At 50.2% G+C, this 13896-nt stretch carries 15 protein-coding genes; all 15 read left to right on the top strand.

The genetic code is table 11. The features are described 5' to 3' along the window. Window positions 1-4: 4 nt before the first annotated feature. Window positions 5-418: a sugar 3,4-ketoisomerase gene (locus OIS53_RS10190; protein WP_264678464.1), complete on the top strand. Its 414-nt coding sequence runs from the start codon at window positions 5-7 to the stop codon at window positions 416-418. Next, complete coding sequence (locus OIS53_RS10185; protein WP_264678463.1) at window positions 397-1323, top strand: hypothetical protein; 927 nt, start codon at window positions 397-399, stop codon at window positions 1321-1323. The genes OIS53_RS10190 and OIS53_RS10185 overlap by 22 nt, the downstream gene beginning before the upstream one ends. Before the next feature lie 72 nt (window positions 1324-1395). Then, window positions 1396-2343 carry a glycosyltransferase family 2 protein gene (locus tag OIS53_RS10180; RefSeq protein ID WP_264678462.1) on the top strand — a complete coding sequence of 316 codons (948 nt, stop codon included), beginning with the start codon at window positions 1396-1398 and terminating at the stop codon, window positions 2341-2343. Between the two features lie 11 nt (window positions 2344-2354). Next, complete coding sequence (locus OIS53_RS10175; RefSeq protein WP_319805453.1) at window positions 2355-3473, top strand: DegT/DnrJ/EryC1/StrS family aminotransferase; 1119 nt, start codon at window positions 2355-2357, stop codon at window positions 3471-3473. Window positions 3474-3636: 163 nt separating this feature from the next. Beyond that, the gene (locus OIS53_RS10170; RefSeq protein WP_319805452.1) at window positions 3637-4542 is read left to right on the top strand and encodes an ABC transporter permease; all 906 of its coding nucleotides are present in this window, start codon (window positions 3637-3639) and stop codon (window positions 4540-4542) included. 52 nt (window positions 4543-4594) lie between these two features. Further along, window positions 4595-5863 (top strand): ABC transporter ATP-binding protein, encoded by a 1269-nt coding sequence (locus OIS53_RS10165; protein WP_264678461.1) that lies wholly within the window; start codon window positions 4595-4597, stop codon window positions 5861-5863. A gap of 11 nt (window positions 5864-5874) precedes the next feature. Further along, window positions 5875-6726: a class I SAM-dependent methyltransferase gene (locus OIS53_RS10160; protein ID WP_264678460.1), complete on the top strand. Its 852-nt coding sequence runs from the start codon at window positions 5875-5877 to the stop codon at window positions 6724-6726. Window position 6727: 1 nt separating this feature from the next. After that, window positions 6728-7738: a glycosyltransferase family 2 protein gene (locus OIS53_RS10155; RefSeq protein WP_264678459.1), complete on the top strand. Its 1011-nt coding sequence runs from the start codon at window positions 6728-6730 to the stop codon at window positions 7736-7738. A gap of 50 nt (window positions 7739-7788) precedes the next feature. Further along, on the top strand, window positions 7789-8946 hold the full coding sequence (locus OIS53_RS10150) for a glycosyltransferase family 4 protein (RefSeq protein ID WP_264678458.1): 1158 nt from the start codon (window positions 7789-7791) through the stop codon (window positions 8944-8946). An 18-nt stretch (window positions 8947-8964) separates the two neighbouring features. Continuing rightward, a complete protein-coding gene (locus tag OIS53_RS10145) occupies window positions 8965-9981 on the top strand; it encodes a glycosyltransferase (protein WP_264678457.1) in 1017 nt (338 codons plus the stop codon). Continuing rightward, window positions 9981-10865: a glycosyltransferase family protein gene (locus OIS53_RS10140; RefSeq protein WP_264678456.1), complete on the top strand. Its 885-nt coding sequence runs from the start codon at window positions 9981-9983 to the stop codon at window positions 10863-10865. Before OIS53_RS10145 ends, OIS53_RS10140 begins: the two co-directional genes overlap by 1 nt. 59 nt (window positions 10866-10924) lie before the next feature. Next, a complete protein-coding gene (locus tag OIS53_RS10135) occupies window positions 10925-12082 on the top strand; it encodes a glycosyltransferase family 4 protein (protein ID WP_264678455.1) in 1158 nt (385 codons plus the stop codon). 377 nt (window positions 12083-12459) lie between these two features. Continuing rightward, complete coding sequence (locus OIS53_RS10130) at window positions 12460-12771, top strand: IS1/IS1595 family N-terminal zinc-binding domain-containing protein (protein ID WP_264678454.1); 312 nt, start codon at window positions 12460-12462, stop codon at window positions 12769-12771. Next, window positions 12722-13168, top strand: a complete 447-nt coding sequence (locus tag OIS53_RS20490; RefSeq protein WP_413775194.1) for an IS1 family transposase — start codon at window positions 12722-12724, stop codon at window positions 13166-13168. Before OIS53_RS10130 ends, OIS53_RS20490 begins: the two co-directional genes overlap by 50 nt. 59 nt (window positions 13169-13227) lie before the next feature. Then, window positions 13228-13830 carry a helix-turn-helix domain-containing protein gene (locus tag OIS53_RS20485; RefSeq protein WP_413775157.1) on the top strand — a complete coding sequence of 201 codons (603 nt, stop codon included), beginning with the start codon at window positions 13228-13230 and terminating at the stop codon, window positions 13828-13830. Window positions 13831-13896 lie beyond the last annotated feature (66 nt).

The following is a 13896-nucleotide window of genomic DNA, read 5'->3' as shown; positions in this document are numbered from 1 at the left end:
TTTCGTGACCAAGCCTTACCTGATAGAGTTTCCGCGCTTGGGTGGCCCCGACATAGGTTACCTATCCGTAGCGGAGCAGGCACAATTGCTGCCCTTTCGGATAGAGCGAGTATTCTGGACCTATTATACTCCCGAAACTATTGTGCGCGGCCGGCACGCCCACTACCGCACTGAGCAGGTGCTGGTAGCGGCGGCCGGCCGCATTTTAGTTACCACCGAGATGCCCAGCGGCGAGCTACAGGTGTACGTGCTCGACTCACCCCACCTCGGACTGTACATCCCGCCGCACGTGTGGCACACCATGCAATACTCGGAGGCCGCCGTGCAGTTGGCTTTTGTTGCGACGCCTTATGAAGAGGCTGACTACATCAGGGAGTACACTGAGTTTAAAAAGGTATGGGCCTCGAAGCAGCCCTAGCCGCCCGCCGTGCCCACCTGCTCAGCGTAATACCGTACGCCGCGGTGCCGGGGCTGGATGTTCAGGTTGTTTTCCAGCATTTTGTGCGGCAGCGCCTGCTGTCTTTTGGGGTTCGGGCAGAGGAGAAAATATGGGAAGCTCAGGGAGTACTGTTTTTTTACGAGCAGTTACTTTGGGATTCAGCCTATTTTCAGCGACCTATGGCGAGGGTGCGAGCCGTCCTGTTTGACCCCGAACAGATACTGGTTACGAACCTGGTACAGGCTATTGAGCAGTTTTCGCGCCATCTAAGGGAAGCGCATATCCAGCACTGCTACGCTGAAGTAGGGGCTGTTGACAACAGCGTACTTACTGCCTTGGGGTGTGCTGGCTGGGCTACAGTTGAAACCCGCCTGCACTATTATCACACCCTGCACCAGTTGCCAGCAACCCGTGCAGCTGTTCGGCCAGCAACTCTTCAGGATGTTGAAACCATTCGGCAAGTTGCGGCCCATAACCGCAACCCGCATGACCGATTCCACGCTGACCCTTTCTTTACGCAAGCAGAAGCAGACGCCTTTTTGGGTGAATATGCCGCCGCTGCGGTAAAGGGGTTGTGCAGTATCACCTTTGTGCCTCAGCACGAGCCAGTCGCCAGCTTTCTTGCAGTAGGGTATCTGCCGGCTGATGCTCACTTACTGGGAATGCCGCTAGGACGAGTGGTGCTAACGGCCGTAGGTCCGGCAAACCGGGGCTGGCATCGGCACCTAATTGACGAAACCTTGTGGCATACGCAGGAGAGGGGTGGGCAGCTGGTATTGCTGACAACTCAGGCTACCAATCGGGCCGTCATCCACAACTGCGAAACAACTGGCTTTAAGCTGGGCAGCATCACGCATATCGTTAGCTGGAGCCAGGTAGCTTAAGCTGTGCTGATTCGGATTTTCATATGGCTCATCCAGAATAGGGTGCTGCGCAGTTGTTATTTTTGCCGCTATATGCCCAAGCTGTCCATCATTGTCCCGTGTTATTTCAACGAGGCTAACATTCCGGTAACCGGTTCCGAGTTGATAGCCAATGAAGCGCTGTTTCCACCGGATGTCGAGTTTGAGTATGTATTCGTAGACGACGGCTCAACGGATGGTACGATAGCCGCCTTGCATCAACTGCGCGAGCAGTATCCTGATCGGGTCCGGGTGGTTGAGCTGGTAGCTAATGTGGGGTCGTACAACGCTATTGTGGCAGGAATGGAGCAGGCCACCGGTGACTGCCAAGCCCTGCTGACAGCTGACCTGCAGGACCCGCCGGCCTTATTAGCTCAGATGTACGCATACTGGCAGCAGAGCATCTGGCTGGTAGTTGGCAACCGGCAGGAGCGCCCTGAACGGGGAGTGGCGCGGCTGCTGGCCCGCACGTTTCACTTCCTTATGCGGCGCTTCGCTTTACCCAATGTGCCAGCTGGGGAGTTTGATTACGTGCTGTTCGACCGGCGCATCAGCCAGCAGGTTGTGCAATTGCCGGAACGAAACAGCAACGTTTTTTATCTGATGCTGTGGCTGGGGTATCCATACGTAAACCTACCCTATGTTCGCCGGCCCCGGCAGATTGGGCACTCGCGCTGGACAGTAGCCAAGAAAGTAAAGCTATTTATTGACTCGTTTGTCTCTTTCTCGTTCCTGCCTATCCGTCTTATTTCTGCCACTGGCTTCGTGCTGGGATTCTTAGCTCTGCTATATGGGGTGTACATCATTGGTCTACGACTGCTAGGTACGCAGGAGCCAGCTGGGTGGTCTTCCTTAATGGTGGTGGTTCTGTTTGTCTCAGCCTTCCAGATGTTGGCCCTGGGCGTAATAGGGGAATACGTATGGCGTGGCCTGGACGCGGCTCGTAATAGGCCGCTATACACAGCGAAGAAGGTGTCGGCCAGTCAATCTCCAACCACTTAATTTCCGGAGTTGTGGAAATACCATTCCTCTCCTTTGATGACCAGCACAGTGCCATGCGGGCCGAGATACTGGCCGCCATGACCCGCGTGTATGACAGCTACTGGTATGTATTGGGAAAAGAAGTAGAGGAATTTGAAGCCCAGTACGCGACCTTCAATCAGGTAGGGCACTGCATTGGCGTTGGCAACGGGTTGGATGCGTTGCATTTAGCACTACGCGCGCTTGAGGTGGGTGTCGGTGATGAAGTAATCGTGCCCAGCAATACGTACATCGCCACGTGGCTAGCCATTTCTCAGGTTGGAGCTACCATCGTTCCTGTGGAGCCGAACCCTGATACCTACAACCTTGACGTTCGACGAGTAGAAGAGGCCATAACGCCCAGAACCAAGGCTATTATGCCAGTGCATCTGTACGGCCAGGCCTGCGAGATGAACCCGCTCATGGCGCTTGCCGCCCGTCATCACCTCTTCATAATCGAAGACAATGCGCAAGCTCAAGGAGCTACCTACGCTGATAAGCGTACCGGAAGCTTCGGCCACTTGAACGCCACAAGCTTTTACCCCAGCAAAAATCTAGGTGCCTTGGGCGACGCGGGAGCCATAACCACACATGATCCAGAATTAGCTCAGCGTGTGGCAGCGCTGCGCAACTACGGGTCGACGCAGAAGTACTACAACAACATCATTGGCTATAACTCCCGCCTGGATGAGCTGCAGGCAGCTATACTATCAGTGAAACTTCAAAAGCTAGCGGAATGGAACCGGCAGCGCCAGCAGATTGCGGCTTTATACGAGCAGCATTTGCACGACGTGCCCGATCTGCAATTGCCTGTTGTAGCGCCGCAAGCAACGCATGTCTACCATCTGTATGTAGTACGTACCAAGCGACGCCGAGCGCTGCAGGATTTTCTCGCTGGTCAGGGAATAGGAACTATGGTGCACTATCCTGTTCCGCCGCATCTACAGCAGGCATACCATACCCTTTCCTTCCGCCAAGGACAGTTTCCATTGGCCGAAGAACTGTCGCAAACGTGCTTGAGCCTGCCCCTGTGGCCTGGCATGACGGAGTCTCAGGTGGCTACGGTTAGTGCGCTTATTAAGGCCTTTTACATGGGTTTTGGTGCAGTTTGAGGTCTTTTCCACCGCTTGAGCTTGTACCCTGAGTAGCGGAGCGCAGCCCGTGTCTAAAATCCTTTTGGCTATCTTTGTCCGTCAAACAGGCTTTTCTTTTCCTTGCCATGGAGTAAAACAGAAGCCGGAATGGCTTACTGATCTTCCGAATAATCACTGATCCGTGCAGACAATCGAAGCTCCGCAAGAAGTAGGTTCTCACACGAGCAGTTTCTCCGCTTCGGGCGCTGCCGACACGTGGACCGAAGTAATCCAGCCCCGGACCGGTCTGCTCGATCTTGGCCTGCGCGACGTGTGGCGCTACCGCGACCTGGTGATGCTGTTCGTACGGCGCGACTTTGTCTCGACCTACAAGCAGACCGTGCTAGGGCCCATCTGGTTTTTTATCCAGCCCCTGCTCACCACCATCACCTACGTTATCATCTTCGGCAACGTAGCCAAGCTCTCCACCGACGGTTTGCCCCAACTGCTGTTCTACCTGGCGGGCATCACCATCTGGAATTATTTCGCTCAGACGCTGACTACCACCTCCACGGTATTCACGGCCAACGCCCACATTTTCGGCAAGGTGTACTTCCCTCGCCTCACCATGCCCTTGTCCATTGTGCTATCCAACCTGATCCGCTTCGGGATTCAGTTTGCGCTGTTTCTGGGGTGCTGGGCATACTATCTGGCTACTTCAGACGTAGTAAAGCCCAATGCTTTCCTGCTACTGACTCCAGTGCTGGTAGCGCTGATGGGGCTGCTGTCCTTGGGCTTGGGTATGATCTTCAGCTCGCTGACCACCAAGTACCGCGATTTGGCCATGCTGCTTACCTTCGGGGTGCAGCTGCTCATGTACGCTACGCCGGTTATTTACCCCTTGTCCAGCCTGTCGCCCAAGTACAAATGGCTGATCATGGCCAACCCGCTCAGCTCCATTGTCGAAGCGTTTCGGTACGGGTTTCTTGGGGCCGGTACGTTTAGCTGGGGAATGCTGGGGTATAGTGTGTTGATTACCTTGCTCGTCCTGCTCACCGGGACGATTATCTTCAACAAGGTGGAGAAAAGCTTTACCGATACGGTATAAGCCGGCATTCCGGCGGGTCGCCCCCGGACCTCTTCCTTTGTAAGCCACCGCCATGAGCAACATCGCCATACAAGTAGAAAACTTGGGCAAGCTGTATCGCCTGGGCGAGATTGGGACGGGCACCCTCAGCCACGACCTCAACCGTTGGTGGGCCCGGCTGCGGGGCAAAGAAGACCCGTTCGCTAAAATCGGCGAAACCAACGACCGCACCATCAAAGGCCAGAGCGACTTTGTCTGGTCCCTGAAAGATGTCAATTTCGAAGTAAATCAGGGCGAAGTGCTCGGTATCATCGGCCGCAACGGCGCCGGCAAATCTACCCTGCTCAAAATCTTGTCCAAGGTAACTGCCCCCACCACCGGCCGGGTAAAGATCAAAGGCCGCATTGCCTCCCTGCTTGAAGTAGGCACCGGTTTCCACCCCGAACTGACTGGGCGCGAGAACATCTTTCTCAACGGCGCCATCCTGGGCATGAGCAAATCCGAAATTCGGGGTAAATTCGATGAAATCGTGGATTTCTCCGGCGTGGAACGGTATGTCGACACGCCAGTAAAACGCTACAGCAGCGGCATGTACGTGCGCCTGGCGTTTGCGGTGGCGGCCTTTCTGGAACCCGAGATTCTAATTGTGGATGAGGTGCTGGCCGTGGGCGACGCCGAGTTTCAAAAGAAGTGCCTGGGCCGCATGAAGGATGTGAGCGTAAATGATGGCCGCACGGTGTTGTTTGTTAGTCATAATATGGCTGCGGTTCAAAATTTATGTGATTCATGTGTGTTTCTCGAGTTTGGGACCGTTAAGAGTATCGGTAGGTCCGATAAAATAATAAGGGATTATCAAGGGTTGTTAGTTAATAAAAAGAAGTGGGTCGGGATAGACGGAGATGAGTTTGTTCAGGTAACTTCAACTGAAGTTTCTACTATAGAAGATGGTAATATATACAATGATCAAGACATAAACATAAATATTTGCATAAGTGTTAAAAAAGATATAAATGATATCGTTATTGGATTTAATATCATTTCTGAGTTTGGTTATCCAATAGCAAGAGCTTCATTTAATGATCATAATAACATGATTGGTTTGAAAGCGGGAGATTATATATTAAAATTTCTAATACCAAAATTGTCCTTGGCGACTGGCAGTTATTATATTCAATTTGATGTAGCTATTCCTTTTATAAGGAAAATAAACTCGGATTCTATTAATTTATTAATAGATGTATTGCCGAATGGTGAATATGGAAACAAGTATTTTGTGGAAAATTCCACGGAGTATAATTCCATAATCAGAGCAAATTGGTTTAATGGTATAAACAGCATATAAATCTTCATCTCATGGAAAGTCCAAAAACGAAGATAAGGGCATTGCTCAAAAAGGTGGGTATGTTGTCAGAAAATCCCTATAATTTACGGAAGCAGTTTTCATATTCAATAAAGATAAATAGCATTTTATCAAAGCTAATGAGGGATAGTTTTTTGTGGAATGTTTCCGATAATATTGATCTACCACAAGGTGAGCTGTATAATATATGGCATCAGATACCTGGTGCACATAAGTGGCATCACTATTTTCCTATTTACGAGAAAATATTTAGTTTTCTTCAGAGTGGTCCCATTAAAATATTAGAAATAGGTGTTTACAAAGGAGCGTCAGTAAGAATGTGGAAAGAGTATTTTCATGAAGATTCTCTGTTAGTAGGAGTGGACATAAACGAAATGTGTAAAGAACATGCTAATCCAAATAGAAACGTGCATATTAGGATTGGCAGTCAACAGGATGAGGTTTTTTTAAAAAATATTATACAAGAATTTGGTAAGTTTGATCTAATCATAGATGATGGCAGTCATGTAGTTTCCCATATGATTGATAGTTTTAACTATCTATTTGATGAAGGATTGAAAGACGAAGGTATTTACTTTGTTGAAGATACTCATTCTAATTATTGGATAACACACAGGGATAGGGTATATTCTTTTGTTGATTTTTCTAAAGATTTAGTAGATTTAATGCATTATCATTATACTATAGGGCAATCGGAACCAGAGTTTAGGCTTGGTTCCAAATCAAGAGTGAGGTCTTTTAGCGTACCTAAGTTCACCTCTATTATAAATGAGATTAGGTTCTTTGACTCTATAGTAGTTTTCTACAAAAAGAATAGGCAAGTGCCTGTAAGTGAGCATCTATAATATGACGGCAAAAGTAAGCGTTATTATTCCAAATTACAATCACGCCCGGTACTTGCCGCAGCGTATAGAGTCGGTGTTGAACCAAACGTTCACCGATTTTGAATTGTTAATTATGGATGATTGCTCGCCAGATAATAGTCGAGATATTATTGAGAAGTATGCTGCACTTGATAAACGAATACGAATTCTGTATAACGAGCAAAATAGTGGAAGTACTTTCAAACAATGGAATAAAGGAATTGCCCATACCAAAGGTGAATATATTTGGTTGGCAGAAAGTGATGATCTGGCTGATGTAAACTTCTTAACGACTCTCGTTAAGTGTTTAGAAGAAAAGCCACGAGTTGGTTTAGTATACTGCGATTCAATCACAATAGATGAAAATGACACAAGGCTTCAGGAGTGGAAGTACACATTTTGTGAGGCCCTTCAAACCACCTTGTGGATGCAGGATTTTGATATGGACGGTCCGGATTTCATAAGTAAGTATATGACATTTGGTAATTCTATTCCTAATGCTAGTGCAGTATTACTCAGAAGAAGCGCGTTAACGGCTGCTGGTCCGGCTGATGAGAACACCCGGTTAGCCGGTGATTGGCTGTATTGGGTCTCGATCTTGAAATACTCAGGTATTAGTTATATATCTCGTTCGCTTAACTATTTTCGTACACACAATAACAATGTACGCAGCCAGACAACTACTAATGGAGTGTTGCTGGTAGAAACTAGTCAGGTTTTATTAAAAATAAAAGCAATAGTTGGTGTAAATGCGCAGCAGAAACAGATTGTCTTAGCTCTGCTAAAACGTTGGATTCAAGGTTTTGTATACGGAGACATTCCTGGATTTAGACACAGAATATTATATAGTAACATAAATAAACTGTTGGATGATAATGGCAAAACTGTAAAAAGAGAATGGATCAGATTTCTATTGGGAAATAAACTAAGTGGCATACGGATGATATTAGGTGATAAGTATTTGTACAAAGTATTTCCTAGTTTAAGAAAGTAGCTAAACAGCTCTGTGAGTGGGATTAGATAGGTGCTTGAAAAACCTGAGTAATGAAAAAAACCATTGTTTTTGTATCGCACGAAGCTACTCTCACTGGTGCACCTATTTTATTGTTAAATATTGTCACTTGGCTTGGACTTCAAGCAAAATATGATTTGGTAGTAGTGCTGGCGAAAGATGGGCCGCTACGGCAGGATTTTGAGAAAGTAGCCAAGGTAATACTATATAATGTTACTCCTTCCTCCCGTGTAGTAGCTGCCCTTTTACGCAGGAGTGATACTATAGATAAGTATCAGTTAAATAGGTTTAGAAGAGTTTTACGTGGTAAAAATATAAAGCTTATTTTTTCGAATACAATTGTAAACGCAGATCTAGTTAAAAAATTTCGAGATGCTCATGTCCCAATTATAACCTATGTTCATGAGCTATCATTTATCATGCGAATGCAGCAATTGTATCATGGAGGGATTGATACAGCGCTTTCTAATACTAGTTTTTTTCTGGCTGGCTCAAAGGCCGTAACAAGGCACCTCGTTTTGCAAGGAGTTGATCCTAACAAGATAGAAGTTATTTATTCAAGTATTCCTTTTGAGGCCATTGAAGCACAGTTGCAAACGTACACTATTGAAAAAGTGCGAGCCGAGTTAGGCTTACCAATTAACGCTCGCCTACTGGTAGCAGTAGGAACGGCCAGTTGGCGGAAGGGTAGTGATTTATTTGTTCAACTAGCTGATGTAGTATCAAAGCGCAGGTCTGATATACACTTTGCCTGGGTGGGAGCGACCCCCAATACAATGGAGTATTTACAGCTGGTGCATGACGTAGAGCGGTATGGGCTGGTTGATAATTTCCATATTATCCCAACCACACCGGAGTACCTGAAGTATCTGGCTGTAGCAGAAATGCTGATCCTACCCTCGCGGGAGGATACGTTTCCTTTAGTGGTTCTGGAAGCAGCGGTAGCAGGCAAGCCTACTGTATGTTTTGCCGACGCAGGAGGTAGTCCAGAATTTGTAGGTACGGAGTACGGAGTGGTTGTTCCCTACGGGCAGATTGAAAAAATGGCGGATGCGGTAGAGGAGCTACTACGCAACGATGAGGAGCGCCGTGATAAGGGGAAGCGCGCACGCGAAGCTGTACGGACTAACTACAACATTTCGGGCGTAACCGCTCGCATTGAGGAAGTAATTGAGGCCTTTACCGCATGATAAAAAACTAGTTTGCGTATGCCCCCGAAGGTTTCCGTCATCATCCCCAATTACAACCACGCCCGCTACCTGCCGCAGCGCATTGAAAGTGTGCTGAGTCAAACGTTGCGGGATATGGAAGTATTACTGCTGGATGATTGCTCCTTGGATAACAGTCGGGATATCATTGCCCACTACGCCGCCCAGGACGCCCGGATTCGGGTAGTGCTGAATGAGCACAACAGCGGCAGCACCTTTAAGCAGTGGAACAAAGGCATTGCGCTGGCTCAAGGCGAGTACGTGTGGCTGGCGGAAAGTGATGATTACGCCGACCCGAAATTGCTAGCTACCCTAGCGGTCCACCTTGATGCTCTTCCTGCTGCTGGCTTGGCGTATTGTGATTCCTACAGTGTTGATGAGCACAACAAATTGATGCCCATAGCTACCTGGGAGCCCTTCCTAGCGGAGCTGGACCCGGCTCTGTGGAAACAGGACTTCGTGCGGCCCGGGATAGAGCTGGTGCGGCGGTTCATGTCCTATCGGAATATCATTCCCAATGCTAGTGCCGTGCTGCTGCGCCGGGCCACGCTCCAGCAGGTTGGGCCCGCCAATGAGAACTTTAAGGTGCTGGGCGACTGGCTATTCTGGGCTCGGATTCTGGCGGCTGGTGAGGTGGTGTTTGTTGCCCAGCCCCTCAATTATTTCCGCACTCATCGCAACAACGTGCGCAGCAAAACGCTGGAGAATGGTACGGCTTTGCTAGAAACTACGCAGATGCTGGCGGCCATGCGCCAGTATGGTCCTCCCGAAGCCCATTTCTATCAGAAGTCCATAGAGCTTCTGCTAGCCGTCTGGTTTCATTCTTTGGTCTACTATAAGGTGCCAGTGCAGACGCACCGGGCCATCTACCGGAACATGGTGGCGCTGGATCCCGAGTTTGCCAGGCAGTTCAAGAAAGCATTCTGGCATTTTTTGCTAGGCAATAAGCTGAGTGGCATCCGAATGCTGATTGGTGATAAACTGTTGTATCCGCTGAGAAACCGCTTGTCATCCTGATGCTCTCCCTCATCATCTGTACCCGCGACCCGGTGGCCCTGCAGGCGGTTAGCCAAAGCGCAACTGCTACTATTGGCGTGCCCCACGAAATAGTGGCCGTAGACAACAGCCAGGGGCAATACGGCATTTGCGAGGCCTACAATGTAGGGGCAACCAGGGCGCAATATGAGCTGCTGTGCTTTATGCACGAAGACATCCGGTTTCACACCCCCGGGTGGGGACGCATCGTGACCGACATCTTGCAAGATCCTACGGTTGGGGTGCTTGGCGTTACGGGGGGGCAGTATCAGGTAGCAGCTCCGGCGGCTTGGTGGGGCTGTGGCCTCGACCTATGTCGAGAAAATGTACTTAATCTCTTCGAAGATGGGCACACCGAACTGGACCTGCGCAACCCGGAAGGAGCCAAGCTAACGGATGTAGCCGTAGTGGATGGCTTGTGGATGTGTTCACGCAAGGAAGTGTGGCAGCAATACCCCTTTGATTCCCAAACGTTCACGGAGTTCCACTTTTACGATATTGATTACTGTACCGAAATTTTTCTGCACGGCTTACGCGTGTGCGTCACGTTTGAGGTGCTGATTGAGCATCACTCGCGTGGCTCGGTTAATAAATCCTGGGTACGTAACGCGCTGAAATATCAAGAGAAACGTCGGCGGCAATTACCATTCGGTGTGGTAAAGCCTACGCAAGCTCAACATAACTACATGGAGCTTCGAGCGTTACAGGAGTTTACTGGCCGGCTAATCCGGGAACGTTTCCCGGCCCAAATAGTGCTACAATACCTTGCACGCTGCTTACGTTATCAACCTTTAAACCGAGATACCCTATGGCTTGCTAAGTTGTGGGTGCATAGCAGCCGAGAGAAATCGGGCCGCATGATATAGCGGGAAGGCGCAGAATAAGTAAACCCAACCAGCTTATGAGGATAGCATTCATCTCGACAATGGCCGCTGCACCTTGGGGGGGGAGTGAGGAACTGTGGACGCGCACAGCATTAGAAGCGCTTCAGCAGGGACATGAGGTGTATTGCAGCGTAATGAAATGGGATACCCTAGCTCCTGAACTGATTCGGCTCCGCGAACAAGGGGCAAGGCTACACCTGCGTCTTCTGTATTCTCCTGACTTACTCGTACGGATTCGTCGCCGGTTGCTGAGCAAGCTGGGGTTTATTGAATCCTTAGAAAGAACGCTGGACACGTTTCGCCCCGATGTTATCTGCGTTAACCAAGGTGGGAACTTCGATTTAACTGAGATGCATTGGTTGCGAGAGTACTTGCTCCAATCTAATGTTCCACTGGGCATCTTGTGTCATAATTTCAACCCGGGTGTGCTGCCATCGGATGAAGCTAGGCGGCATGGCATAGCAATTTTTGGGAAAGCTAAACGCGTGTTCTTCGTCTCGCACGAGCAAGCACATGTCACGCAGCGCCAGCTGGCTCAGGCGTTTGATCATTGTGTGGTAGTCAAGAACCCCGTGAATTTAGCAAATACAGTGCTGCATCCATGGCCCGAAGACTCAGTTCCGCAGCTAGCAATGGTGGCCAGCTTGGACGTAAACCGCAAGGGGCACGATGTTGTGCTGGAAGCGTTGAGCCAACCGGCTTGGCACTACCGGCCCTGGCACTTAAACCTGTACGGCGAAGGCCCAGACCGGGCCTACATTCAGGAGCTAGTGGCTTTGTATGGTTTGAACGAAAGGGTAACCCTGCACGGCAATGTAACCGATATAGAGCGAGTCTGGCAGCAGAACCATTTGCTATTGCTCCCTTCACGACTGGAAGCGGCTCCCCTGGCTGTGATGGAAGCTATGCTGTGCGGCCGTCCGGTAGTAGCTACAGCCGTTGGCACCGTACCCGAATGGGTGACATCAGGGCAGCAAGGATTCATAGCCCCAGCCCCTACTGTTACTCTTTTTGGTGAGGCGCTTGAAGCAGCATGGGTGTCTCAGCATCTATGGCCCGAAATGGGGTGTCTAGCTCACCAAGCTGCGCGTAAGCACTTAGACCCTCAAGCCCCGGCCACATTTTTAAAGCTTATCACACAACTCGCCCAACAAGAACAAAAAATGCGTAAGATCAGTGAAGCCACTTTGATAAGCTAGATTAGTTAGGTAGAGTATTTCGTCTGTGTCATTCTTTTAACTAAGTGTAATGCTTGGGTCTGCTCCCAATCTGCATCCGAATCCTCAACGGAAGTACTTGAGGTGGTAGTTGACTAGCTCTAGCGTTTTGCTTTTGTATTCCTAGTTTATCCTAAAGACTGCGAGTGGTACTTTAATTAATACGATGATAGAACTAATTGTTCTGGCGGCCTGCCCTGTAGGTAAATTAGAGTCTAAAGAAGCCTGTCCCGGTACTGTATTTACTATAGCTGCTTCTGTAGCATTCACAACCTTTTGGCCGCTGAATGCTACAATGAGATTGTAGCATTCAAGAATATTTGGCGGTGGTCTAAAGCGTGGTTTTACTATCTTGTGGTATGCGGCAGACAACTCTTACCTGCGCCAAATGCGGCAGCACCGCCTTGCGCAAAAATGGTCATAGCCACGGACAGGCGAAGTACCGGTGCCTCAACTGCCGCCACCAGGCGGCTTTCGCGCCGGCCGCCCCGCGCAAAGCCGCCCAGTATGCGCAAGTGGAAAAGCTCCTGCTGGAGCGGGTTTCGCAGCGAGCCATCGTGCGCCTGACCGGGGTGGCGCGCATGCCGGTGGCGAAGCTGGCAAAAAAAAGCGCAGACACGCCTGGCCAGCAGCCCGCTGCCGCACCGGCCGAAAGAACTGGAGCTAGATGAGTTGTGGACGTTTATCGGCCGCAAACGCCGCAAGAAGTGGCTGTGGCTAGCCGTCGAACGGCACACGCGGCGCATCGGGGCCTGGGTGTTAGGCTCGCGCGGCCGCGCCACGGCTCGGCGCCTATGGCGGGCGCTACCGGGCCCGTATCGTACGGGTACCTGGTACCACACGGACGCATGGGAGGCCTACCGCGGCGTGCTGCCCGAGCGCGCCCACCGCGCCCATCCGAAAGGCAGCGGCCAGACCAGCATTGTAGAGGCTGTCAATTGCTCCCTGCCTCAAAAGTGTGCTGTGCTCGTGCGCAAGTCTTGCTCCTTCAGTCGCTCGCTGGCCATGCATCATGTCCGAATTCAACTCGTTATTGACGAGCATAATCGACGTTGCACCACCACTTAGACCACCGCCGAATATTTCTCTTATGAATGCTACGGCCGCAAGCCGTTCGTTAGAATGGCATGCCCCAAAAAGCCATTCCTTCCACTACTCTGGCCGCTGCTGTACGGGAATATCTAGGTTTGTCTCAGGTGCAGTTGGCCGTTTACCTAGGGCTTACGAGGGGACAGATAGCCCACGTAGAAGCAGGACGGCGGTTGTTGCGGGGGGAAGCCAGCCAGCGTCTGCGTGAGTTGGCTCAACTGCTGCCAGATACTGATCATTCTGCTGAACCGTCAGTAGTGCAAGCACTGCCTGCGGTACCTGCCCCAGTCCGATTACGTCGCCGGCAGGTCCAGTGTGCGCGGCGGGCTGCTAGCCTCCGCGTGGAGTTGACACAACTGGAGGCTTGTGCCGCCCAAGCTCGGCGTTGGGAACAGTTGCTTGTCAAGTGGCGGGCTGGGCAGCCATCCCAGTCCGCCGAGGCTCATACCGCTCGCCAGCACCGGTTTCTGGAAGAGTGGGCCGCCACCGCGGCGGCAGCTTTGAACCCGGATGCAATGGCAGAGCGGGTGCTACTGAAACTGCGCATTAAATACCTCGAAGCAGAAGCTGCCGCGCTAAGGGAGATACTAGCGGTTCAGGTTACTGATGAGAAAAATCTTGAGGCTGAGAATATGAGATGAGCAATATAATAAAAGTTACTAGCGTTCAGGTAGCAGTAGTTAGTTTTTAACTTTTAACTTAAGTAT

It is taken from the genome of Hymenobacter sp. YIM 151500-1 (assembly GCF_025979885.1).
Lineage (GTDB): Bacteria > Bacteroidota > Bacteroidia > Cytophagales > Hymenobacteraceae > Hymenobacter.
This window is presented reverse-complemented; position numbering and strand designations above follow the sequence as displayed.